This is a genomic window from Halomonas sp. HG01, assembly GCF_000968715.2.
GTDB classification, from domain to species: Bacteria; Pseudomonadota; Gammaproteobacteria; order Pseudomonadales; family Halomonadaceae; genus Halomonas; species Halomonas halophila.
Map to the genome: position 1 here is coordinate 806,765 of NZ_CP022134.1, position 21,402 is coordinate 828,166.

Annotated in this window: 15 protein-coding genes, 4 tRNA genes, 2 rRNA genes, 2 pseudogenes and 2 other annotated features; of the genes and pseudogenes, 19 read left to right on the forward strand and 4 right to left on the reverse strand. The window is 62.7% G+C overall.

The window, feature by feature from the left end; genetic code table 11:
- Positions 1-57: 57 nt before the first annotated feature.
- The 3 genes and pseudogenes from UN84_RS03605 to UN84_RS03615 all read right to left on the reverse strand — a co-directional run.
- Positions 58-462: pseudogene (locus UN84_RS03605) on the reverse strand (integrase core domain-containing protein); the annotation flags it as partial.
- Positions 463-1,617: 1,155 nt separating this feature from the next.
- Positions 1,618-1,732 (reverse strand): 5S ribosomal RNA (gene rrf, locus UN84_RS03610).
- Positions 1,733-1,834: 102 nt separating this feature from the next.
- Positions 1,835-1,919, reverse strand: a sequence feature (23S ribosomal RNA rRNA prediction is too short).
- A gap of 23 nt (positions 1,920-1,942) precedes the next feature.
- A pseudogene (locus UN84_RS03615) lies at positions 1,943-2,302 on the reverse strand (integrase core domain-containing protein); the annotation flags it as partial.
- A gap of 87 nt (positions 2,303-2,389) precedes the next feature.
- On the opposite strand from UN84_RS03615, the gene UN84_RS03620 reads away from it, so the two are divergent.
- Positions 2,390-3,673: an IS110 family transposase gene (locus tag UN84_RS03620; RefSeq protein WP_046077959.1), complete on the forward strand. Its 1,284-nt coding sequence runs from the start codon at positions 2,390-2,392 to the stop codon at positions 3,671-3,673.
- Between the two features lie 150 nt (positions 3,674-3,823).
- Here UN84_RS03620 and UN84_RS03625 read toward each other — a convergent pair whose 3' ends face one another.
- Positions 3,824-4,189, reverse strand: coding sequence for a DDE-type integrase/transposase/recombinase (locus UN84_RS03625; protein ID WP_173834954.1), 366 nt, complete (start codon positions 4,187-4,189; stop codon positions 3,824-3,826).
- Between the two features lie 75 nt (positions 4,190-4,264).
- Positions 4,265-4,530 (forward strand) — a sequence feature (23S ribosomal RNA rRNA prediction is too short).
- Positions 4,531-4,632: 102 nt separating this feature from the next.
- Here UN84_RS03625 and rrf (UN84_RS03630) point away from each other — a divergent pair.
- From rrf (UN84_RS03630) to rpsG, 18 genes are all read left to right on the forward strand, one after another.
- Positions 4,633-4,747, forward strand: a 5S ribosomal RNA gene (gene rrf / locus UN84_RS03630).
- Positions 4,748-5,333: 586 nt separating this feature from the next.
- The gene (locus tag UN84_RS03635; RefSeq protein WP_052719244.1) at positions 5,334-5,573 is read left to right on the forward strand and encodes a hypothetical protein; all 240 of its coding nucleotides are present in this window, start codon (positions 5,334-5,336) and stop codon (positions 5,571-5,573) included.
- Between the two features lie 149 nt (positions 5,574-5,722).
- Entirely contained in the window at positions 5,723-6,703 is a 981-nt protein-coding gene (locus UN84_RS03640) for a biotin--[acetyl-CoA-carboxylase] ligase (RefSeq protein ID WP_046077813.1), read from the forward strand.
- Positions 6,703-7,542 carry a type III pantothenate kinase gene (locus UN84_RS03645; protein WP_035596323.1) on the forward strand — a complete coding sequence of 280 codons (840 nt, stop codon included), beginning with the start codon at positions 6,703-6,705 and terminating at the stop codon, positions 7,540-7,542. Before UN84_RS03640 ends, UN84_RS03645 begins: the two co-directional genes overlap by 1 nt.
- A gap of 119 nt (positions 7,543-7,661) precedes the next feature.
- Positions 7,662-7,745 (forward strand) — tRNA-Tyr (locus tag UN84_RS03650).
- 49 nt (positions 7,746-7,794) lie between these two features.
- Positions 7,795-7,868, forward strand: a tRNA-Gly gene (locus UN84_RS03655).
- A 12-nt stretch (positions 7,869-7,880) separates the two neighbouring features.
- Positions 7,881-7,955, forward strand: a tRNA-Thr gene (locus UN84_RS03660).
- A gap of 148 nt (positions 7,956-8,103) precedes the next feature.
- Positions 8,104-8,179: transfer RNA gene (locus UN84_RS03665), tRNA-Trp, on the forward strand.
- A 73-nt stretch (positions 8,180-8,252) separates the two neighbouring features.
- A complete protein-coding gene (gene secE / locus UN84_RS03670) occupies positions 8,253-8,621 on the forward strand; it encodes a preprotein translocase subunit SecE (RefSeq protein ID WP_035596326.1) in 369 nt (122 codons plus the stop codon).
- Positions 8,622-8,629: 8 nt separating this feature from the next.
- Positions 8,630-9,163, forward strand: a complete 534-nt coding sequence (gene nusG / locus UN84_RS03675; RefSeq protein WP_035596328.1) for a transcription termination/antitermination protein NusG — start codon at positions 8,630-8,632, stop codon at positions 9,161-9,163.
- A gap of 95 nt (positions 9,164-9,258) precedes the next feature.
- Positions 9,259-9,690, forward strand: a complete 432-nt coding sequence (rplK, locus tag UN84_RS03680; protein WP_046077812.1) for a 50S ribosomal protein L11 — start codon at positions 9,259-9,261, stop codon at positions 9,688-9,690.
- A 2-nt stretch (positions 9,691-9,692) separates the two neighbouring features.
- Complete coding sequence (rplA, locus tag UN84_RS03685; protein ID WP_035596332.1) at positions 9,693-10,385, forward strand: 50S ribosomal protein L1; 693 nt, start codon at positions 9,693-9,695, stop codon at positions 10,383-10,385.
- A 270-nt stretch (positions 10,386-10,655) separates the two neighbouring features.
- Positions 10,656-11,159 carry a 50S ribosomal protein L10 gene (rplJ, locus tag UN84_RS03690; protein ID WP_035596334.1) on the forward strand — a complete coding sequence of 168 codons (504 nt, stop codon included), beginning with the start codon at positions 10,656-10,658 and terminating at the stop codon, positions 11,157-11,159.
- An 89-nt stretch (positions 11,160-11,248) separates the two neighbouring features.
- Positions 11,249-11,620 (forward strand): 50S ribosomal protein L7/L12, encoded by a 372-nt coding sequence (rplL, locus tag UN84_RS03695; RefSeq protein WP_016856427.1) that lies wholly within the window; start codon positions 11,249-11,251, stop codon positions 11,618-11,620.
- A 233-nt stretch (positions 11,621-11,853) separates the two neighbouring features.
- Entirely contained in the window at positions 11,854-15,933 is a 4,080-nt protein-coding gene (gene rpoB, locus UN84_RS03700) for a DNA-directed RNA polymerase subunit beta (protein WP_035596337.1), read from the forward strand.
- Positions 15,934-16,020: 87 nt separating this feature from the next.
- Positions 16,021-20,238, forward strand: coding sequence for a DNA-directed RNA polymerase subunit beta' (gene rpoC / locus UN84_RS03705; protein WP_035596338.1), 4,218 nt, complete (start codon positions 16,021-16,023; stop codon positions 20,236-20,238).
- A gap of 183 nt (positions 20,239-20,421) precedes the next feature.
- Entirely contained in the window at positions 20,422-20,796 is a 375-nt protein-coding gene (gene rpsL, locus UN84_RS03710; protein WP_016856424.1) for a 30S ribosomal protein S12, read from the forward strand.
- A gap of 131 nt (positions 20,797-20,927) precedes the next feature.
- A complete protein-coding gene (gene rpsG, locus UN84_RS03715; protein WP_046077811.1) occupies positions 20,928-21,398 on the forward strand; it encodes a 30S ribosomal protein S7 in 471 nt (156 codons plus the stop codon).
- Positions 21,399-21,402: the final 4 nt, after the last annotated feature.

Below are 21,402 nucleotides of genomic sequence, written 5' to 3' on the forward strand. Positions count from 1 at the left end.
GAAATGTTTTGGGTTTGTTCAGTAGCTAATGCTTTTAGTGGGTCAGAATCTTAGGTTTTATTGTTGTTTAAGTTCTAAAAATATGAAAATAAGCCTATAGATGTCGGGTCCCGTGTGATTGACTACCCGCTTGGTGAATAACTTCGGCCGCTTGGCCTGCCATTCCTTCATCGCTGCAATCGGTGATTGATGATGCAGCGCCTTCTGAGGGATGTGGTGATTGTACAGCCAAGCGTAGCGTTTGAGCGTCTGCTCCAGATCCTCGCCTGAGGTATAGCGCCGGGTCGCCAGCACGTCACTGATGCGGCCGTTGAACCGCTCCACCATACCGTTCGTCTGTGGCCTTCCCGGCTTGATCAGGCGATGTTCGATATCATGGGCCTGGCACTCCTGGTCGAAGGGGTGGCGGCCGCTGGGCTTGCGCTCACCTGCCCGCGTGAAGCGATCGGTGAACGACTTGCCGTAGTACCTTCGGAACAATCTGGTGAGCGGCAGCCATCGTGACCTAAAGATCCTNGCTCGACTTGCATGTGTTAGGCCTGCCGCCAGCGTTCAATCTGAGCCATGATCAAACTCTTCAGTTAAAAGCTTGATAGTTCCTAAGGTGGAACCAAACCTGGTTCAAGATTCAAACGTCTCTTTGACGAGTCGCTTGTCTTGATATCTAGTGACTGGTCACCGACATCCCGACAAGCGCCCACATGAATTATCTGATCGATTGTTAAAGAGCAGCTCGACTCAATAAGGAGAAGAGCATCTTGCGTTCCCGGCCGCTTGACCAGTGCCTCGCAAGGAAGACGCATTCTACGTGATCGGCACGTCGTGTCAACCGGTGATTTTCAAGCTCTCGAGAGAGCGAAGCGGGTGACCGACCATCGCGACAACAGCGTGAAGCGACATCCGATCGAGTGGCATGCATTTTACCGATTTTGCTGACCCTGTCAATCGAGCGATTTCGACAATCGCCGAAAAACCTCAAGAAAAACAAGCGCTTTTGCCACTCATCACCGCCTGCAACGTTACCCGTCGCCGGCAGCGGATGCGTACTTTACGGATTTCCCCGGTAGGGTGCAAGGACTTTTTTCTGTGTCGTGTTGAACAAGAGTGCGCGCGCGGCGTGAGGCCCATGATGGCGGGGTTTCCCGAGACTCACGTGATATCACTCTTCCTGGGATCATGCCCGATCGGGCCTAGCTCACCAGAAGTGACCGAGAGTTCGCCCAGGCTTCAGATCCAGGCTCACCAACGCCAACGAAAGCGCCCACTTGGCATCCTGATCCTGCAATGGCACATTCAATGACAAACGCCCCGCCCTCTCGCAGAGGACGGGGCGTTTTTTTGGCGATCGTGCGCGGCGTCATGCCGACTCTCGATCCAAGGCCCGGACATGAAAAAAACCGAGCCTTTTGGGCTCGGGGTTTTCTCGGTGCATAAGAAAAGCCCCGACCTCAACGAGGCCGGGGTTTTCTCGATATAAGTGCCTGACGAGGATCCGGCCGGCGACCCGGAGGGCGGCTCCCGCGACTCTCCATGGGAACTCCCTTGTCTTCTATTTTTCGCCGGCCCAATGAGAAAAGCCCCAACCTCATTTGAGGTCGGGGCTTTTCCGGTATAAGTGCCTGACGATGACCTACTCTCGCATGGGAACTCCCACACTACCATCGGCGCTGAGCGGTTTCACTGCTGAGTTCGGCATGGGATCAGGTGGTTCCCGCACGCTATGGTCGTCAGGCGAAAAAGGCAATGCGAATCATGCTGACGAGATCGTCTCTCGCGTATCCGCCGTCGTCTGTTGTCAGTCACAGACCACTTGGGTGTTATATGGTCAAGCCTCACGGGCCATTAGTATCGGTTAGCTCAACGCCTTGCAGCGCTTCCACACCCGACCTATCAACCAGCTCGTCTCGCTGGGCCCTTCAGGAGGCTCGAGGCCTCGGGGANTGTCGGGTCCCGTGTGATTGACTACCCGCTTGGTGAATAACTCCGGCCGCTTGGCCTGCCATTCCTTCATCGCTGCAATCGGTGATTGATGATGCAGCGCCTTCTGAGGGATGTGGTGATTGTACAGCCAAGCGTAGCGTTTGAGCGTCTGCTCCAGATCCTCGCCTGAGGTATAGCGCCGGGTCGCCAGCACGTCACTGATGCGGCCGTTGAACCGCTCCACCATACCGTTCGTCTGTGGCCTTCCCGGCTTGATCAGGCGATGTTCGATATCATGGGCCTGGCACTCCTGGTCGAAGGGGTGGCGGCCGCTGGGCTTGCGCTCACCTGCCCGCGTGAAGCGATCGGTGAACGACTTGCCGTAGTACCTTCGGAACAATCTGGTGAGCGGCAGCCATCGTGACCTAAAGATCCTTGTGTGACCCACATCATCACAAGGAGACCGACGATGACTGCCTCCACTCAGCTTACGCCAGACACTGTGTGTGTCGCGATCGATATTGCCAAGCGTTACCACGATGTGCTGATTCGCTGGCCCGATGGTCGTGAGAAGGTGCTCAAAATGCCCAACACACGTGCTGGGCACGACGACCTGATTCGATTCTTACAGCAGCAGAAAGCCCCTGTGCTCGCCGTTCTGGAGCCTACAGCGGACTTTCATCGGCCTCTTGCCTACCGACTGGCTCATGCAGGGATACCGGTGCATCTCGCCTCATCCTTGGCGGGCGCTCGGGTTCGAGAGGCCTTGTATACCTCGTGGGACAAGCATGATCGAAAAGATGCGCGTGTTCTGATGTATCTGCTGACCCAAGGCATGACGCACCCTTTCCACGATCCCCTTCGTGAAGGGTACTTCGACCTTCAGGAGATCTCGAATACCTATCAGCAGATCGCTCGAGCCCGAACACGCTGCCAGCATAGTCTGGTCAATCACTACTTGGCGCTCTACTTCCCGGAGATGGAACGCTACCTCAGTGCGTCCCGAGCCCACTGGTTCTGTCATTTCCTGCTGGCGTTTCCCACGCCAGCCAGTATCACCGCGTTGACCCGCGAGGCGTTTGTCGAAGCCGCCTGGGAGAGCGTGGGGCGAAAGGTAGCCAAGCAGCAGTTTCTGGAAAGCATCTACGAAGCAGCCCAGACCAGCATGGGCCTGCCGGTCGTGCCGGACTCTCCCGCGGTGCACACTTTCCAGCTTCAGGTGAAGCAGTACCTCTCACTGACAGAGCAACGTCAGGCTTTGGAGGCGATGGCAACGACATGCATGAGAGATAACAAGGACTTCGCTCGCCTTCAGACGCTTCCCGGCGTGGGGCCAATCATTGCCTTGATGATTCTGGCGGAGAGCGGTGATCTGCGGCGTTTCTCGCACCACCGCCAATACTTGAAGTTTTGTGGTTTCAACCTCGCCGCGTCACAGAGCGGTAACACGTGTAGCCGCTATCGATTGGCCAAGCGGGGTAATGCCCGACTGCGCTATGCCTACTGGCTTGCAGCCACGGTTGCTGTGAGGATGCGAGACAACAGCTTTCGCACCAAATTCGATCGCTATATAGGCAAAGACCCGACCGATGGCGATCTGAAGAGGAAAGCGCTAACGGCCGTGGCGGTGAAGATGGCCCGAGTGGCACATTCCTTGATCAAGCATGAAGTCGACTATCGCGGCTATCATGAGTACTGCATTCCTGGCGGCGGGACTTCTTTACAAAGCCGTAGGGCCGCAAGGACCTCGTAGATAATGGTTGAGCCCGCCCGCCAGGATGTTATGAGCCTCTGTTAAGCCCTGTCGAGCCGAACACCTTGTTTCGGACTCCTGTCACTATGGTGAGCCACTAATCCGGATATGGCGGGCTGCCAGGAATGATTTGCCTTGCTGATGTCTGAGCTATGCTGACATCGGCAGGGATCTTTTTGTCCATGATGCCACTTCAACCGCAGGTAGCCCGTTGTCAGTGAGTACCGTCTGGATCGTGAAGGGAGCTTTCTCCTCGACGCACTTCATGAACGCCTTGGCATCCTTGGCAGACTGGCTTCGCCTGATCTCCAGATAGACCCAGCGTGTGGCACGGTCGATGGCGACGTACAGGTAGCGCTTCTGCTCCTCATCAGGCATCTGAGGCAGGTGCTTGATGTCGATATGCACGTACCCGGGCTCGTAGTCCTTGAAGGGCTTGTGCCGGGGCTTCCCATCATCGCCAGCGTCCTGCCGAGCCAGTTCTGCCAGTGTCGGCACCTCGCGCCGCTGGAGCATGCGGTGNCCATTTAAAGTGGTACGCGAGCTGGGTTTAGAACGTCGTGAGACAGTTCGGTCCCTATCTGCCGTGGGCGTTGGAGATTTGAGAAGTGCTGCTCCTAGTACGAGAGGACCGGAGTGGACGACCCTCTGGTGTTCCGGTTGTCACGCCAGTGGCATCGCCGGGTAGCTATGGTCGGACGGGATAACCGCTGAAAGCATCTAAGCGGGAAGCCTCCTTCAAGATGAGATCTCCCCGAGGCCTCGAGCCTCCTGAAGGGCCCAGCGAGACGAGCTGGTTGATAGGTCGGGTGTGGAAGCGCTGCAAGGCGTTGAGCTAACCGATACTAATGGCCCGTGAGGCTTGACCATATAACACCCAAGTGGTCTGTGACTGACAACAGACGACGGCGGATACGCGAGAGACGATCTCGTCAGCATGATTCGCATTGCCTTTTTCGCCTGACGACCATAGCGTGCGGGAACCACCTGATCCCATGCCGAACTCAGCAGTAAAACCGCTCAGCGCCGATGGTAGTGTGGGAGTTCCCATGCGAGAGTAGGTCATCGTCAGGCACTTATCCCGAGAAAACCCCGAGCCCAAAAGGCTCGGGGTTTTTTCATGTCTGGCCGACAGGCCGCGTATAGGTAGGGGGAGTTCCCCCTGGAGAGTATCGGCACGCCGACCGGGACATCGTCAGGCACTTATCCCGAGAAAACCCCGAGCCCATAAGGCTCGGGGTTTTTTCATGTCTGGCCGACAGGCCGCGTATCGGTAGGGGGGGTTCCCATGGAGAGTATCGGAACGACGACCGGGACATCGTCAGGCACTTATATCGAGAAAACCCCGGCTCATCGAGTCGGGGTTTTTTCATGTCCGGGCCTCGGTTCGAGGGCTGGCATGAACCCTCGTAAAATAGCCAGAAAACGCCCCGTCCTTTTCGAGAGGGCGGGGCGTTCATGCATCGAGGGGTGAGTTGCTGGCAATCAGGCGGGTTCGATGTGGCCGGGGAGATGGAGGCTCCTCAAGCTGGAAAAATGTCGCGACAGGGCAACAGCGCTGCCTAGCGCTGGCGATTTCCATGCTGGTCGAGCGGCTTCGTGGCAGCTAGGCTGACGGGGCACTCAACCGGAACACGAGACGTCTCAGGAGGAGAGTTTCATGATGACCCAATCGATGCTGCGCAAGATCGCCCTGGCGAGCTTCATCGGCATGGCCGCCTTCGGCCTGGCGGCCTGCGAAGAGGAAGGTCCGGCAGAGCAGGCCGGTGAGAATATCGACGAGACCATGGAAGAGGCCGGCGAGAGCATGGATGATGCCGTGGATCAGGCGGGTGAGTCCGTCGAGGAGATGGGTGACAGCGTCGAGGAAGCTGCCGACGAGGCCGATTCGGGCTACTAAGTCGGCGTGGCGCTTCGGGCGCGATGCATGCAGCAGCAGAGGCCGGGCGAATGCCCGGCCTTTTTCGTTGTGAGTGCCATGTGGTCGGGAATTTCCGGCGCCGCGGCAGTTCCGCTAGAATGAGCGTTTTTCCCGGCAGGGGCGCGTGCATGACCATTGGTGACCTGATCCGCCTGTTGAGCGATGGCGAATTCCATTCCGGCGAACAGCTGGGCGAGCGGCTGGGCGTGTCTCGCGCCGCCGTCTGGAAGCAGCTGCGCAAGCTGGAGGCGCTGGGGATTCCCATGGAGGCGGTGAAAGGGCAGGGTTATCGACTGGCCGAACCGCTGGAGTTGCTCGACGGGGCCACTATCGTGGCCGGTTTGTCGCGAGAGGTGCGTCAGCACGTCAGTCGCCTGTTCGTCGAGGAGACGCTGCCTTCGAGCAACCTGTTTCTGCGCGAGCGCTTCGCTCAGGGCGCCGGGCATGGCGAGATCTGCCTGGTGGAGCAGCAGAGTGCCGGTCGAGGGCGTCGAGGGCGCACCTGGGTGACGCCCTGGGGGCGTACCCTGATGTTCTCGATCGGCTGGCGAGTGGAGTCGGGCGTGGCGGCCCTCGAGGGTCTCAGCCTGGCTGTCGGCGTGGTGCTGGCCCAGGTGCTGGAGCGCCATGGCGTGCGCCCGCGGCTCAAGTGGCCCAACGACGTGCTGCTGGAGATGGATTCGGGGGAGCTGGGCAAGCTGGCGGGTATCCTGGTCGAGCTGACGGGGGACGCGACGGGGCCTTGCGAGCTGGTGGTGGGCATGGGTATCAACGTCGATCTGCCGCTGTCCTTTCGCGAGGGGATCGAGCAGCCGGTGGGGGCGGTCCGTGACCAGGCCCCGGGGCTGTCACGCAATCAACTGGCCGTGGAGCTGCTCGACGGGCTGATGCCGATGCTGGCCGATTTCGAGCATCGAGGGTTCGAGGGCTGGCAGGAGGCCTGGAATGCCCGGCATGCCTTCGCCGGGCGCGAGGTGGATATCCTGCGTGGCGAGCGGCGCGAGCCCGCGGTCGCCGAGGGCGTCGATGTCGCCGGGAACCTCTGGGTGAAAGGGGAGGGCGGGCGCGAGCGTCTCGCTGGTGGCGAGATCAGCGTACGGGGGCGGTAATGATCCTGGATCTGGATATCGGCAACACCCTGTCCAAATGGCGGCTGAAGGATGCCGAGAGCAGCGAGATCCGATCGCGCGGGGCCGTGTGGACGCGCGAGGAGTGGCGGCCCGGGGCCGATATCCCGGATCTCGATGTGGTCGAGGCGGTGAGGATATCCAGCGTGGCGCGCAAGGCGGTGCTGGCCCAGACCGTGGCCCTGCTGCAGCGCCGGGTGCGCAGCGTGCATGTGGCGCGCTCGGAACCCGAGGCACTGGGGGTCAGCAATGGATACCGGGAGCCCGGCAAGCTGGGCGTGGATCGCTGGCTGGGTGTGCTGGCCGGCTATCAGCTGGCGGGCGGCTGCTGCACGGTGGATTGCGGTAGCGCCATCACGGTGGACTTCGTGCTGCCCGGCGGCCAGCACCTGGGCGGCTACATCCTGCCGGGGCTGCGCCTGATGAAGGAGAGCCTCAAGCTCGGCACGCGCAACGTGGCGATCGACCCGGACAGCGAGGCCGACGAGCTGCTGGTGCCGGGGGCGCGAACGGTCGAGGCCGTCAATCATGGTATCTACATGGCGGCGGTGAGCGCGGTGAACCGGATCTACAGCGAGGTGTGCGACCGTGAGGGGGTGTCGCTGCCGCTGCTGTTGACCGGGGGGGATGCCCGGGTGGTCTCGCGCGGGGTTCAGGTGCCCCATGCCGTCTGGCCTGACATGGTGTATGGCGGGCTGGAGGCCTGTTTCCCGCTCACGGCGGCGGAGCGGGCGGGTCGCATGTCGGGCGCGCCGACGGTGCCGCGCCGGGTGCCGCTGGAAAAGATACGCGCGGGGCTTGCGTTCTCCATGCTGCTTTGACACAATGCGTCGCGTTCTAGGGGAGCAGGCGAGCCGAGGCCGTCGTGCCATGCTTCAAGAAGATTGGTAAAACAATCACTTGACACCGAGAACAGGAGCGGTAAAATGCTCCGCCAGTTGGAGGGGTTCCCGAGTGGCCAAAGGGAGCAGACTGTAAATCTGCCGCGAAAGCTTCGAAGGTTCGAATCCTTCCCCCTCCACCAGGTTTTGGCCGCACTCGTCGAGGCGGGTGGTGGCAAAAAGAGCGGGCAGGCGGGCATAGTTCAATGGTAGAACCTCAGCCTTCCAAGCTGATGATGCGGGTTCGATCCCCGCTGCCCGCTCCAAGCTAAGGTTTTGCTCATGTAGCTCAGGGGTAGAGCACACCCTTGGTAAGGGTGAGGTCGACGGTTCAAATCCGTCCATGAGCTCCACATTGAAAAGGCGAGCGATAGCTCGCCTTTTCTCTTTCCCTGGCCGGTGTGAGTAGGTCGGATCAGGGGTTGTCAGTTCGGGCGGCATTCGCTATGATGGCGCCCGCTGTCGCTGAGGCCTCCCGCAAAGGGCGGTCGCGGAAGCAACAGGCCAGTAGCTCAATTGGCAGAGCAGCGGTCTCCAAAACCGCAGGTTGGGGGTTCGATTCCCTCCTGGCCTGCCAGCCTTCCCCAGGCTGGTGAGATTTCTTGTATCTTTCATGTTTCGATTGCCGCACCTTGAGGAGTCTCGTTTTCATGAAACATAACGCCGAGGTGCAGGAGTCGCGCCACGACGGGCTCAAGTGGGCGGTTGTCGTTACCCTGCTGGTTCTTGCCGTGGTCGGCAATACCTATTTTGCCGACCAGGCGCTGCTTTATCGCGTGCTTGGCGTCGTCGCCCTGAGTGTGGTGGCGGCGCTGGTGGCGCTGACCACCACCAAGGGGCGTGAGCTGGTCGAGCTGGCTCGCAGTGCCAAGAAGGAAATTCAGCGCGTCGTCTGGCCGAGCCGTCCCGAGACCGTGCAAACCACCGCCATCGTGCTGGTGGCCGTCCTGGTCGTGGGCCTGGCCCTGTGGCTCATCGACACGCTGCTTGGCTGGGCCATGTCCGGCGTCATTGGTTAGGAGTCTTCATGTCCAAGCGTTGGTACGTCGTTCACGCCTACTCCGGCTTCGAGAAGCATGTCATGCGCTCGCTCATCGAGCGCGTGAAGATGTACGGCATGGAGGATCGCTTCGGCGAGATCCTGGTGCCGACCGAAGAAGTCGTCGAGATGCGTGACGGCAAGCGCCGCAAGAGCGAGCGCAAGTTCTATCCCGGCTATGTGCTGGTCGAGATGGAAATGGATGACGAGACTTGGCACCTGGTCAATGAGACCCCGCGCGTCATGGGGTTCATCGGAGGCACCAAGGAGAAGCCGGCGCCGATCACCCAGCGGGAGGCCGATGCCATCCTCAGCCGGGTCAAGGATGGCACCGAGAAGCCGCGCCCCAAGACGATGTTCGAGCCGGGACAGTCCGTGCGCGTCATCGACGGTCCGTTTGCCGACTTCAACGGCGTTGTCGAGGAAGTCAACTACGACAAGAGTCGTCTTCAGGTCAGCGTGCTGATCTTTGGTCGTGCTACGCCGGTCGAGCTGGAGTTCTCCCAGGTCGAGAAGGAATAATCGCCCTCTCGCCAAGCAGGTTTTCGTGACGGCCGCCGAGAGCGGTCGTCTTCACCGGGGAGCCGCAAGGCGCTATCACCCATCTGGAGTAAATCATGGCCAAGAAAGTACAGGCTTACATCAAGCTGCAGGTTGCAGCCGGTAAGGCCAACCCGAGCCCCCCCGTGGGTCCCGCGCTGGGTCAGCACGGCGTGAACATCATGGAGTTCTGCAAGGCGTTCAACGCCGAGACCCAGAACCTCGAGCCGGGTCTGCCGACTCCCGTCGTCATCACCGTGTACTCCGACCGCAGCTTCACCTTCGTCACCAAGACGCCGCCCGCCGCCGTCCTGCTGAAGAAGGCTGCTGGTATCAAGTCCGGCTCCGGTGAGCCGAACAAGAACAAGGTCGGTACCGTGACCCGCGCGCAGCTCGAAGAGATCGCCCAGGCCAAGGAGCCGGATCTGACCGCTGCCGATCTCGACGCCGCGGTGCGTACCATTGCCGGTAGTGCCCGCAGCATGGGCCTCAACGTGGAGGGCCTCTGATCATGGCTAAGCTCAGCAAGCGCGCTCAGCAGATTCGCGAGAAAGTTGACCCGAACAAGGCGTACTCCCTCGAGGAGGCCGTGGCCCTGCTCTCCGAGCTGTCCACCGTCAAGTTCAAGGAGTCCGTGGACGTCGCCGTCAACCTGGGCGTCGATCCGCGTAAATCCGACCAGGTCGTGCGTGGCGCCACCGTCATGCCGAACGGTACCGGCAAGGACGTGCGCGTTGCCGTCTTCACCCAGGGTGCCAACGAAGAAGCCGCCAAGGAAGCCGGTGCCGATATCGTCGGCATGGACGACCTGGCCGAGCAGGTCAAGAAAGGCCAGCTCGACTTCGACGTGGTCATCGCCTCGCCGGACGCCATGCGCGTCGTCGGTCAGCTGGGTCAGATCCTCGGTCCGCGTGGCCTGATGCCGAACCCGAAGGTCGGCACCGTGACCCCGGACGTGGCTACCGCCGTCAAGAACGCCAAGGCCGGTCAGGTGCGCTTCCGTACCGACAAGAACGGCATCATCCACGCCACCCTCGGCAAGGTCGACTTCGACGCTGACGCGATCCGCGGCAACCTCGAAGCTCTGATCGCCGACCTGAAGAAGCTCAAGCCGAGCACTTCCAAGGGCGTGTATTTCAAGAAGGTCTCCCTGTCCACCACCATGGGCCCGGGTCTGACCGTCGATCACGCCGCGTTCGTCTAACGCCGCGTTCGACAATCGAGCAAGAACTTTGCGGTCCCCGTGCACGACATCGATGCGAGTCGGCGGGGCATCGTCAAAGACCGCAGGTGCCGCCTCGCTGCCGAGGCGGCTTAATTGTCCCTCGGGGCAGCCTGCGCAGATGGTGTGGCCGCCAGATCTCTGGTGAGCACCATCACCCAGGACCCCCGGCGAGTGGCCTCACGGCCCGCCGGGGGAGATGGTAACCACCGGAATCCTCTGCGGAGATTCCGGCACGAAGGAGTGATCACCGTGCCACTAGCACTCGAAGGCAAGAAGGCCATTGTTGCCGAGGTCAGTGAAGCGGCCAAGGATGCTCTCTCCGTCGTCGTTGCCGACTCTCGTGGCGTCCCGGTCAGCAAGATGACCGAACTGCGCAAGCAGGCCCGCGAGAATGGCGTGCAGATCCGTGTTGTCCGCAACACCCTGGCACGCCGCGCCCTCGAAGGCACTCAGTGGGAGTGCCTGAACGAGTCTTTCGTGGGTCCGACTCTGCTGGCCTTCTCCACCGATCATCCGGGCGCTGCCGCCCGTCTGTTCAAGGAGTTCGGCAAGTCCGAGGAAGACTTCGAAGTCAAGGCGCTGGCATACGAAGGCGAGTTCATCCCGGCGAGCGATCTCGACCGCCTGGCAAGCCTGCCGACCTATGACGAGGCCATCGCGAAGCTGATGTCCGTCATGAAGGAGGCTTCTGCCGGCAAGCTGGTTCGTACCCTCGCCGCGCTGCGTGACCAGAAGGAAGGCGAGGCCGCCTGAACGGCGAACTCGACCTCCTCTCGCGAATCGAATATTGAATCACCGAGTCGTCGGCCCGCCGAGACTCCCGCAAAGTTAGGAACGTGAAAATGGCACTGACCAAAGAAGACATCATCAACGCCGTCGCCGACATGTCCGTGATGGAAGTCGCCGAGCTGATCGAAGCGATGGAAGAGAAGTTCGGCGTGACCGCCGCTGCTGCCGTCGTCGCCGGCCCGGGTGGCGGTGAAGCCGCTGCTGCCGAAGAGCAGACCGAGTTCGACCTGGTGCTGACCGCCGCTGGCGACAAGAAGGTCAACGTCATCAAGGCCGTCCGCGAGATCACCGGTCTGGGCCTGAAGGAAGCCAAGGGTGCCGTCGACGGCGTCCCGGCGACCCTGAAGGAAGGCATGTCCAAGGAAGATGCCGAAGAAGCCAAGACCAAGCTGGAAGAAGCCGGCGCGAGCGTGGAGCTCAAGTAATCCTTGTGCCCACGGCTTCACGCGCTGCGTAAGCTTCCACGGCTGGTGGCGGGACACCCGCTGCCGGCCTTTTTCTGTTGTCGCTAGGCGGTTCGCCCTTCGGGCCTCCGCCAGCCGAATTCCGACGGCGAGCCTCCCTCCGGGGGCTTGCCGTCAGCGCCTGACGGAGCCGCGTCCGTCGGGTGGCGCCGACACGCATCGGTCACCCATGGTGAACAAGCTGGGGAATACAGATGGCTTACTCATACACTGAGAAAAAACGCATCCGCAAGGATTTCGGCAAACTGCCCCAAGTGATGGATGTGCCTTACCTGCTGGCCATCCAGCTTGATTCCTATTACGACTTTCTCCAGCAGGATCGCTCACCCGAAGAACGCCTCGACCTCGGCCTGCATGCCGCCTTCCGGTCGGTCTTTCCGATCGAGAGCTTCTCCGGCAATGCTGCGCTGGAATACGTCAGCTACCGTTTCGGCACTCCGGCCTTCGACGTCAAGGAGTGCCAGCTGCGTGGCGTCACCTATTCGGCTCCCCTGCGCGTCAAGGTCCGTCTGATCATCTACGACAAGGATTCGTCGAACAAGGCGATCAAGGACATCAAGGAGCAGGAAGTCTACATGGGGGAAATCCCCCTGATGACCGAGAACGGTACCTTCGTGGTGAACGGTACCGAGCGCGTCATCGTTTCCCAGCTGCACCGCTCCCCGGGCGTGTTCTTCGATCACGACAAGGGCAAGAGCCACTCCTCCGGCAAGCTGCTGTATTCCGCTCGGGTGATTCCCTACCGCGGTTCCTGGCTGGACTTCGAGTTCGATCCCAAGGACAACGTCTTCGTGCGCATCGACCGTCGCCGCAAGCTGCCGGCCACGGTGCTGCTGCGCGCGCTGGGCATGAGCGCCGAGGAGATCCTCGACGAGTTCTTCGACACCAGCACCTTCCACATCGAGAAGCGCGGCTTCTCCGTGGAACTGGTGCCGTCTCGCCTGCGCGGCGAGACCGCGACCTTCGACATCAAGGATGGTGACGGCAACGTCATCGTCGAGGAAGGTCGTCGCGTCACCCAGAAGCACATCCGCCAGCTGGAGAAGGCCGGCCTCGAGCGTCTCGAGGTGCCGATGGACTACCTGTTCGGCAAGGTGCTGGCCAAGGACCAGATCGATCCCAACACCGGCGAGCTGATCTGCGCCTGCAACACCGCGATCACTCCGGAAGTGCTGGAAACCCTGGGCCAGGCCGGTCTGACCCGCCTGGAGACCCTGTACACCAACGATCTGGATTGCGGTCCGTTCGTCTCCGACACCCTCAAGCTGGACACCACCGGTTCCCAGCTCGAGGCGCTGGTCGAGATCTACCGCATGATGCGGCCCGGCGAGCCGCCCACCAAGGAGGCCGCCGAGACGCTGTTCAACAACCTGTTCTTCACCGAGGACCGCTACGACCTGTCCGGCGTCGGTCGCATGAAGTTCAACCGTCGTCTGCGCCGCGAGCAGGACGAGGGCGCCGGCGTTCTCGATCAGCGCGATATCCTCGACGTGCTCGGCGAGCTGATCAACATCCGTAACGGCTTCGGCGACGTCGACGACATCGACCACCTGGGCAACCGTCGCATCCGCTGCGTCGGCGAGATGGCCGAGAACCAGTTCCGCGTCGGTCTGGTGCGCGTCGAGCGTGCGGTCAAGGAACGCCTCTCCATGGCGGAGAGCGAAGGCCTGATGCCGCAGGACCTGATCAACGCCAAGCCGGTGGCCGCGGCGGTGAAGGAGTTCTTCGGCTCCTCCCAGCTGTCGCAGTTCATGGACCAGAACAACCCGCTGTCCGAGGTGACGCACAAGCGTCGCGTCTCCGCCCTCGGCCCGGGCGGTCTGACCCGCGAGCGTGCCGGCTTCGAGGTGCGTGACGTTCACGCCACCCACTACGGCCGCCTGTGCCCGATCGAGACCCCCGAGGGTCCGAACATCGGTCTGATCAACTCGCTGGCCACCTACAGCCACACCAACAGCTACGGCTTCCTCGAGACGCCGTACCGCAAGGTCGTGGACGGTCAGGTGACCGACGACGTGGTGCACCTCTCCGCGATCGAGGAGGGCAACTTCGTCATCGCCCAGGCCTCGGCTACCGTGGACGAGGGCGGCAAGCTGGTCGACGACCTGGTGCAGGTCCGCCATCGCGGCGAGACCACCTTCATGCGCCCCGAGCAGGTCACCCTGATGGACGTCTCGCCGCGTCAGGTGGTGTCCGTGGCCGCGGCCCTGATCCCGTTCCTCGAGCACGATGACGCCAACCGCGCCCTGATGGGGGCGAACATGCAGCGTCAGGCCGTGCCGACCCTGCGCGCCGACAAGCCGCTGGTCGGTACCGGCATGGAGCGTTTCGTGGCCCGCGACTCCGGCGTCTGCGCCGTGGCCCGTCGTGGCGGCACCATCGACTCCGTCGACGCCAAGCGCATCGTGGTGCGGGTCAACGAGGACGAGATCATCGGCGGCGAAGCCGGCGTCGATATCTACAACCTGACCAAGTACCTGCGTTCCAACCAGAACACCTGCCAGAACCAGCGTCCGATCGTGCGCCCCGGCGACAGCGTGGCCAGCGGCGACATCCTGGCCGACGGCCCGTCCGTCGACATGGGTGACCTGGCCCTGGGCCAGAACATGCGCATCGCCTTCATGCCGTGGAACGGCTACAACTTCGAGGACTCCATCCTGCTCTCCGAGCGGGCCGTCCAGGAAGACCGTTTCACCACCATCCACATCCAGGAGCTGACCTGCGTCTCCCGCGACACCAAGCTGGGCGCGGAGGAGATCACCTCCGACATTCCGAACGTCGGCGAGTCCGCGCTCGGCAAGCTGGATGAGGCTGGCGTCGTCTACATCGGTGCCGAGGTCGGCGCGGGCGACATCCTGGTCGGCAAGGTCACGCCCAAGGGCGAGACCCAGCTGACCCCGGAGGAGAAGCTGCTGCGTGCGATCTTCGGTGAGAAGGCGTCCGACGTGAAGGACACCTCCCTGCGTGCCCCGACCGGCATGAAGGGCACCGTCATCGACGTGCAGGTGTTCACCCGCGACGGCGTGGAGAAGGACTCCCGTGCGCTCTCCATCGAGCAGCAACAGCTCGACGAGGTGCGCAAGGATCTCCAGGAGACCTACCGCATCGCCGAGGACGCGACCTTCGAGCGTCTGCAGCGCACCCTGGTCGGCCAGCCGGTCAACGGGGGGCCGAAGCTCAAGAAGGGCGACGTGCTCAGCGACGAGTACCTCGAAGAGCTGCCGCGTCAGCAGTGGTTCAAGCTGCGCATGCAGGACGAGAGCCTCAACGAGCTGCTGGCCCAGGCCGACGAGCAGCTGGAGACCCGTCGCAAGGAGATGGACGAGCGCTTCGAGGACAAGAAGCGCAAGCTCACCCAGGGCGACGACCTCGCGCCGGGCGTGCTGAAGATCGTCAAGGTCTACCTCGCCATCAAGCGTCGCTTGCAGCCGGGCGACAAGATGGCCGGCCGTCACGGTAACAAGGGTGTCATCTCGGCCATCATGCCGGTCGAGGACATGCCGTTCGACGACAACGGCGAGCCGATCGACGTGGTGCTGAACCCGCTGGGCGTGCCGTCGCGCATGAACGTCGGTCAGATCCTCGAGACCCACCTGGGCATGGCCGCCCGCGGCCTCGGCGTGAAGATCGAGCACATGCTGCGCGACGCCCGCGACCAGCAGGTCTCGCAGATCCGCGAGTTCCTGGGCAAGGTCTACAATACCGAGTCGAGCACCCGGGTCGAGGACATCGATTCGCTCTCCGACGATGAGGTGATCGCGCTGGCGAAGAACCTCAAGGCGGGCGTGCCCATGGCCACGCCGGTCTTCGACGGTGCTCGCGAGCATGAGATCAAGCACCTGCTGACGCTGGCCGACCTGCCGGACTCCGGCCAGACGACCCTCTACGACGGTCGTACCGGCGATGCCTTCGATCGCCCGGTCACCGTGGGTTACATGTACATGCTGAAGCTCAACCACCTGGTGGATGACAAGATGCACGCGCGTTCCACCGGTTCCTACTCCCTGGTGACCCAGCAGCCGCTGGGCGGCAAGGCGCAGTTCGGTGGTCAGCGCTTCGGGGAAATGGAGGTCTGGGCCCTGGAAGCCTATGGCGCCGCCTACACCCTTCAGGAAATGCTCACCGTCAAGTCCGACGACGTGGAAGGCCGCACCAAGATGTACAAGAGCATCGTGGATGGCGACCACACCATGCAGGCGGGCATGCCGGAATCCTTCAACGTGCTGGTGAAGGAAATCCGCTCGCTGGGCATCGATATCGAACTGGAGAGCTGAGGCGGCCGCTACGGCGCTTCGCAGTAATGACGGTCCGCGGGGGCGTGCGCGCCCCCGCCCATGACAACTCCGCAACGGAGCCGACCCATGAAAGATTTGGTGAAAGTCCTCAAATCGCAGTCTCAGTCCGACGAGTTCGACGCGATCAAGATCACGCTGGCGTCGCCGGACATGATTCGCAGCTGGTCCTTCGGCGAGGTCAAGAAGCCCGAGACCATCAACTATCGTACCTTCAAGCCGGAGCGCGACGGCCTGTTCTGCGCCAAGATCTTCGGCCCGGTGAAGGATTACGAGTGCCTGTGCGGCAAGTACAAGCGGATGAAGCATCGCGGCATCATCTGCGAGAAGTGCGGCGTGGAGGTCACCAAGGCCGCCGTGCGCCGCGAGCGCATGGGCCACATCGAGCTGGCCAGCCCGGTCGCGCACATCTGGTTCCTGAAGTCGCTGCCGTCCCGCATCGGCATGTTCCTAGACATGACCCTGCGCGACATCGAGCGGGTGCTCTACTTCGAGAGCTTCATGGTCGTCGATCCGGGCATGACCACCCTCGAGCGCGGCCAGCTGCTCAACGACGAGCAGTACTTCGAGGCCCTCGAGGAGTTCGGTGACGACTTCGACGCCCGCATGGGTGCCGAGGCCGTCCAGGCCATGCTCAAGGACATCGATCTCGAGGAAGAGATCGAGCGTCTGCGCGAGGAAATCCCGCAGACCAACTCCGAGACCAAGATCAAGAAGCTGTCCAAGCGCCTGAAGCTGCTGGAGGCCTTCCAGGGCTCCGGCAACGACCCGGCGTGGATGGTGATGGAAGTGCTGCCGGTGCTGCCGCCGGACCTGCGTCCGCTGGTGCCGCTGGACGGCGGTCGCTTCGCGACCTCCGACCTGAACGACCTCTACCGTCGCGTGATCAACCGCAACAACCGCCTCAAGCGGCTGCTGGATCTCAACGCGCCGGACATCATCGTGCGCAACGAGAAGCGCATGCTGCAGGAAGCGGTCGACGCCCTGCTCGACAACGGCCGTCGCGGCCGGGCCATCACCGGCTCGAACAAGCGTCCGCTGAAGTCGCTGGCCGACATGATCAAGGGCAAGCAGGGGCGTTTCCGTCAGAACCTGCTGGGCAAGCGCGTCGACTACTCCGGCCGCTCGGTCATCACCGTGGGTCCGACCCTGCGTCTGCACCAGTGCGGTCTGCCGAAGAAGATGGCGCTCGAGCTGTTCAAGCCGTTCATCTACTCCAAGCTGCAGGCCAGCGGCCAGGCGTCCACCATCAAGGCCGCCAAGAAGATGGTCGAGCGCGAGCTGCCGGAGGTGTGGGACATCCTCGCCGATGTCATCCGCGAGCATCCGGTGCTGCTCAACCGCGCCCCGACCCTGCACCGTCTCGGCATCCAGGCCTTCGAGCCGCTGCTGATCGAGGGCAAGGCGATCCAGCTGCACCCGCTGGTGTGTGCCGCCTACAACGCCGACTTCGACGGCGACCAGATGGCCGTCCACGTGCCGCTGACCCTGGAGGCGCAGCTCGAAGCCCGCGCGCTGATGATGGCCACCAACAACGTGCTGTCACCGGCCAACGGCGAGCCGATCATCGTGCCGTCCCAGGACGTGGTGCTGGGTCTGTATTACATGACCCGCGAGAAGATCAATGCCAAGGGTGAGGGCATGGTGTTCTCCGACCTCAACGAGGTCGAGCGCGCCTTCGGCACCCAGAGCGTCGACCTGCACGCCCGCGTCAAGGTGCGCCTCGACGAGGTGACCGTGGACGAGGAGACCGGCGAGCAGAGCCAGACCCGCAAGATCTACGACACCACCGTGGGTCGCGCGCTGCTGTTCCGCATCCTGCCCGAAGGCGTGTCCTTCGAGCTGATCGACCAGCCGATGAAGAAGAAGGCGATCTCCCAGCTGATCAACGAGGTGTATCGCTGCGCCGGCCTGAAGCCCGCGGTGATCTTCGCCGACCAGCTGATGTACACCGGCTTCCGCATGGCCACCTGGTCCGGCGCCTCCATCGGCGTCAACGACTTCGTCATCCCGGATGCCAAGGCCGAGATCGTCGAAGGCGCCGAGGAAGAGGTCAAGGAAATCGAGGACCAGTTCTCCTCCGGTCTGGTGACCGCGGGCGAGAAGTACAACAAGGTCATCGATATCTGGGCCCGTGCCAACGACCAGGTCGCCAAGGCGATGATGACCGGCATCTCCAAGGAGAGCGTCATCGACCGTGAGGGCAACGAGGTCGAGCAGGACTCCTTCAACAGCGTCTTCATCATGGCCGACTCCGGTGCCCGGGGTAGTGCCGCCCAGATCCGCCAGCTGGCGGGCATGCGTGGCCTCATGGCCAAGCCGGACGGCTCGATCATCGAGACCCCGATCGTCGCCAACTTCCGTGAAGGCCTGAACGTCCTCCAGTACTTCATCTCGACCCACGGTGCGCGTAAGGGCCTGGCGGATACGGCACTCAAGACCGCCAACTCCGGTTACCTGACCCGTCGTCTGGTCGACGTGGCACAGGACATGGTCATCACCGAGGCCGACTGCGGCACCGAGAACGGCCTGACCCTGCACCCGGTCATCGAGGGCGGCGACATCATCGTCTCGCTGGCCCAGCGCGTGCTTGGCCGCGTGGTCGCCCAGGACGTCATCGATCCCGAGAGCGAGGAAGTGCTGATTCCGCGCGGCACGCTGCTCGACGAGGCCTGGTGCGCCGAGCTCGACACCATGGGCGTCGACGAGATCGTGGTGCGCTCCGCGATCAGCTGTGACACCAGCCATGGCGTCTGCTCCTCGTGCTACGGTCGCGACCTGGCCCGTGGCCATCAGGTTAACGTCGGCGAGTCCGTGGGCGTCATCGCCGCCCAGTCGATCGGTGAGCCGGGTACCCAGCTGACCATGCGGACCTTCCACATCGGCGGTGCGGCCTCTCGTGCCTCCGCAGTGGACAGCGTCCAGGTCAAGCACGGCGGCAAGGTGCGCCTGCACAACATCAAGCACGTGGAACGCGGCGACGGCAAGCTGGTCGTGGTCTCCCGCTCCAGCGCCCTGGCCGTCGCCGACGAGCACGGTCGCGAGCGCGAGTACTACAAGCTGCCCTACGGCGCCGAGCTCTCCGTCAAGGACGGCGATGTCGTCGACGCCGGTCAGACCGTGGCCAAGTGGGATCCGCACACCCACCCGATCGTGGCCGAGGCCGAGGGCAAGGTGCAGTACGCGGACATGGACGAGGGCGTCACCATCCACCGCAGCGTGGACGAGATGACCGGCCTGTCCTCCATCGAGGTGATCGAGTCTGCGGCGCGTCCCATGGCCGGCCGCGACAAGCGCCCGATGATCCTGCTGTCCGACGAGGCCGGCAAGCCGGTGACCGTGGCCAACTCCGACACCCCGGTGCAGTACCTGCTGCCCGGCAAGGCGATCGTGACCGTCGACGACGGTTCCAAGATCGGCGTCGGCGAGGTGGTGGCCCGTATTCCGGTGGAAGCCACCGGTAACAAGGACATCACCGGTGGTCTGCCGCGCGTGGCCGACCTGTTCGAGGCGCGCAAGCCGAAAGAGCCGGCGATCCTCGCCGAGATCAGCGGTACCATCAGCTTCGGCAAGGAAACCAAGGGCAAGCGTCGTCTGGCGATCACCCCGGAATCCGGCGATCCGTTCGAGATGCTGATCCCGAAATGGCGCCAGATCGCGGTGTTCGAGGGTGAGACCGTCGAGAAGGGCGAGGTCATCTCCGACGGCCCGAGCAATCCGCACGATATCCTGCGCCTGCTCGGCATCGCCGAACTGGCCAAGTACATCGTCGCCGAGGTGCAGGACGTCTATCGCCTGCAGGGCGTGGGCATCAACGACAAGCACATCGAAGTGATCGTGCGTCAGATGCTGCGCAAGGTCGAGATCACCGATGCCGGCGATTCCGACTTCATCCCGGGCGACCAGGTCGAGCTGGTGCGGGTGCTGGAGCAGAACGCGGCGCTCGAGGCCACCGACAAGTTCCCGGCCAAGTACCAGCGCCTGCTGCTGGGTATCACCAAGGCCAGCCTGGCCACCGAGTCGTTCATCTCCGCGGCCTCCTTCCAGGAGACCACGCGGGTGCTGACCGAAGCGGCGGTCACCGGCAAGCGCGACTACCTGCGCGGCCTGAAGGAAAACGTGGTGGTGGGACGTCTGATCCCGGCCGGTACCGGCCTGACCCACCATGCGGAGCGCCGCCGCAAGCGTGAAGACGCCGAACGCGTGCTCCAGCCGTCGGCCCAGGATGTCGAGCAGGAACTGGGCGCTCAGCTCACCGCGCTCGACTCGGACGACGACGAAATCTGACGTCGATGACCGCTCGCGCGGCGCCCCTCGGGGCGTCGCGCTTGACGGTCGATGGCGTCAGCCATTAGAATGCGCAGCCTTTAACAGTGGGGCGGGTGCGCCCGCGCCATTGGGAAAGAGGAACGCAAGACAGGAAGCGAACGGCTACTCGCTTCCGCCAAGGCAACCCATTTGGAGCGATAAATGGCTACCATCAATCAGCTCGTGCGCAAGCCGCGCAAGCGTCAGGCCGCCAAGAGCGACGTGCCTGCGCTGCAGGCCTGCCCGCAGAAGCGCGGCGTCTGCACCCGCGTTTACACCACCACCCCGAAGAAGCCGAACTCGGCCCTGCGTAAGGTCTGCCGTGTGCGCCTGACCAACGGCTTCGAGGTGTCTTCCTACATCGGCGGTGAGGGCCACAACCTCCAGGAGCACTCCGTGGTCCTGATCCGTGGCGGTCGAGTGAAGGACCTTCCGGGTGTCCGTTACCACACCGTTCGCGGTGCCCTGGATACCTCCGGCGTCCAGAACCGTAAGCAGGGTCGTTCCAAGTACGGTACCAAGCGTCCGAAGGCCTAAGCCTCCGCGCAGCGTTACCGGCTACGGCCACACCAGAACATCGATATTGACACGGTCTGATAAGAGTAAGGTCGAGCGCCCATCCGGTCGTCTCGGGTTTACCTGAAGGACCCTTCGGAAGAGGGCTTATCATGCCTAGAAGAAGAGTTGCGGCCAAGCGCGAGATCCTCCCGGATCCCAAGTTCGGATCCGAGCGCCTGGCGAAGTTCATGAACCACCTGATGATCAGCGGCAAGAAGTCCGTAGCTGAGCGCATCGTCTATGGTGCGCTGGACAGGGTTGCCGATCGTTCCAACGAAGAGCCGCTGGAGATCTTCGACAAGGCGCTGGAAGCCATCCAGCCCATGGTCGAGGTGAAGTCTCGCCGCGTCGGCGGTGCGACCTATCAGGTGCCGGTCGAAGTGCGTCCGTCTCGCCGTCAGGCGCTGGCCATGCGTTGGCTGGTGGACGCCGCACGTCGTCGCGGTGAGAAGACCATGGTGCAGCGTCTGGCTGGCGAAATGCTGGATGCCGCCGAAGGCAAGGGTTCGGCCGTCAAGAAGCGTGAAGACGTGCATCGCATGGCAGAGGCCAACAAGGCCTTCTCTCACTACCGCTTCTAAACCG

What these genes read in the sequence shown, in the direction of transcription:
- UN84_RS03620 (WP_046077959.1), top strand. Translation starts at nt 2,390, where the DNA reads ATGACTGCCTCCACTCAGCTTACGCCAGACACTGTGTGTGTCGCGATC.
- UN84_RS03625 (WP_173834954.1), bottom strand. Translation starts at nt 4,189, where the DNA reads ATGCTCCAGCGGCGCGAGGTGCCGACACTGGCAGAACTGGCTCGGCAG.
- UN84_RS03635 (WP_052719244.1), top strand. Translation starts at nt 5,334, where the DNA reads ATGATGACCCAATCGATGCTGCGCAAGATCGCCCTGGCGAGCTTCATC.
- UN84_RS03640 (WP_046077813.1), top strand. Translation starts at nt 5,723, where the DNA reads ATGACCATTGGTGACCTGATCCGCCTGTTGAGCGATGGCGAATTCCAT.
- UN84_RS03645 (WP_035596323.1), top strand. Translation starts at nt 6,703, where the DNA reads ATGATCCTGGATCTGGATATCGGCAACACCCTGTCCAAATGGCGGCTG.
- secE (WP_035596326.1), top strand. Translation starts at nt 8,253, where the DNA reads ATGAAACATAACGCCGAGGTGCAGGAGTCGCGCCACGACGGGCTCAAG.
- nusG (WP_035596328.1), top strand. Translation starts at nt 8,630, where the DNA reads ATGTCCAAGCGTTGGTACGTCGTTCACGCCTACTCCGGCTTCGAGAAG.
- rplK (WP_046077812.1), top strand. Translation starts at nt 9,259, where the DNA reads ATGGCCAAGAAAGTACAGGCTTACATCAAGCTGCAGGTTGCAGCCGGT.
- rplA (WP_035596332.1), top strand. Translation starts at nt 9,693, where the DNA reads ATGGCTAAGCTCAGCAAGCGCGCTCAGCAGATTCGCGAGAAAGTTGAC.
- rplL (WP_016856427.1), top strand. Translation starts at nt 11,249, where the DNA reads ATGGCACTGACCAAAGAAGACATCATCAACGCCGTCGCCGACATGTCC.
- rpoB (WP_035596337.1), top strand. Translation starts at nt 11,854, where the DNA reads ATGGCTTACTCATACACTGAGAAAAAACGCATCCGCAAGGATTTCGGC.
- rpoC (WP_035596338.1), top strand. Translation starts at nt 16,021, where the DNA reads ATGAAAGATTTGGTGAAAGTCCTCAAATCGCAGTCTCAGTCCGACGAG.
- rpsL (WP_016856424.1), top strand. Translation starts at nt 20,422, where the DNA reads ATGGCTACCATCAATCAGCTCGTGCGCAAGCCGCGCAAGCGTCAGGCC.
- rpsG (WP_046077811.1), top strand. Translation starts at nt 20,928, where the DNA reads ATGCCTAGAAGAAGAGTTGCGGCCAAGCGCGAGATCCTCCCGGATCCC.